Annotated in this window: 1 protein-coding gene; it reads right to left on the bottom strand. The window is 67.3% G+C overall.

Going from position 1 to position 1,191, the window contains the following annotated elements; all coding sequences use genetic code 11:
• Window positions 1-1,086, bottom strand: coding sequence for an IS630 family transposase (locus tag AW273_RS00030; protein ID WP_157555492.1), 1,086 nt, complete (start codon window positions 1,084-1,086; stop codon window positions 1-3).
• Window positions 1,087-1,191 lie beyond the last annotated feature (105 nt).

The raw sequence follows: 1,191 nt of genomic DNA on the forward strand, positions 1-1,191 counted from the left end.
CTAGTGAGCCGGTCCGGAGATTTTTGAGCAGTAGCGGCAGATTCGGCCGATGATCTGGTCGGCGGTCGCGGTCCAGGTGAAGGGCCGGGCGTGGGCGTTCCACACCTCGATCCAGTTCTCCAGCGCGGTGGTCAGCTCGTCCACGGAACAGAAGACCCCGCGTTGGAGGCAGCGCCGCTGGAGTTCGGCGAACCATCGTTCGACCTGGTTGATCCAGGAGGAATAGGTCGGGGTGAAGTGGAGCCGGAAGCGGGGATGGTCCAGCAGCCAGCGGTGGACGGCGGGTGCTTTGTGCGCGGACAGGTTGTCGCAGATCACGTGGATGTCCAGGGCGGGGTCGGTGCGCCGGTCGATCTCGGCCAGGAAGTCGCGGAAGTCCTCGGCCGAGTGCCGGGCCGACAGTTTCCCGATCACCTGGCCGGTGGCGGTGTTGAGGGCGGCGAACAGGTCGATGGTGCCGTGACGTTTGTAGTCGTGGCTGCGGCGTTCGGGAACGCCGGGCAGCATGGGCAGCACCGGCGCGGTCCGTGACAGGGCCTGGATCTGGGGTTTCTCGTCCACGGAGAACACGACCGCGTTCGCCGGCGGGGCGAGGTAGAGGCCGACGACGTCCCGGATCTTATCGATCAGCAGCGGGTCGGTGGAGATCTTGAAGTCCTCGGTCCGCCAGGGTTGCAGCCCGAACGCCTTCCAGATCCGCTGCACGCTGGTCGGGGAGATCCCGACCTGTCTGGCCAGTTCCCGTTTGGACCAGTGGGTGGAGCCTTCGGGGACCTCCTCCAGGGTGCGGACGACCACCTCCTCGACCTGGGCGTCGCTGATCGAGCGGGGCACCCCGGGGCGCGGTTCGTCGGACAGGCCGTCCAGGCGCCGGGCCAGGAACCGTGACCGCCACCGGCTGACGGTGTTCCTGGCCACCCCTAATCGCGCCGCCACCGCCACGATGCTTCGGCCGTCCGCGCACTCCAGCACGATCCGTGCCCGCGTGGCCAGCCCTTGCGCGGTCGATCGCCGTTTCGCCCAGTTCTCCAACGTCGACCGCTCGGCCTGCGACAGCACCAGCGGTGTCAACCGGTTGTCACTCACAACCACCAGCACACCCCGGCCACCGGCTGCTGTCACGCCTGAACCCGCGATTTGAAACAGAACGCGACTCAGGTGGCGCTACAAGAACTCACGACCGGCTCACTA

Source organism: Herbidospora yilanensis, assembly GCF_001570565.1.
GTDB classification, from domain to species: Bacteria; Actinomycetota; Actinomycetes; order Streptosporangiales; family Streptosporangiaceae; genus Herbidospora; species Herbidospora yilanensis.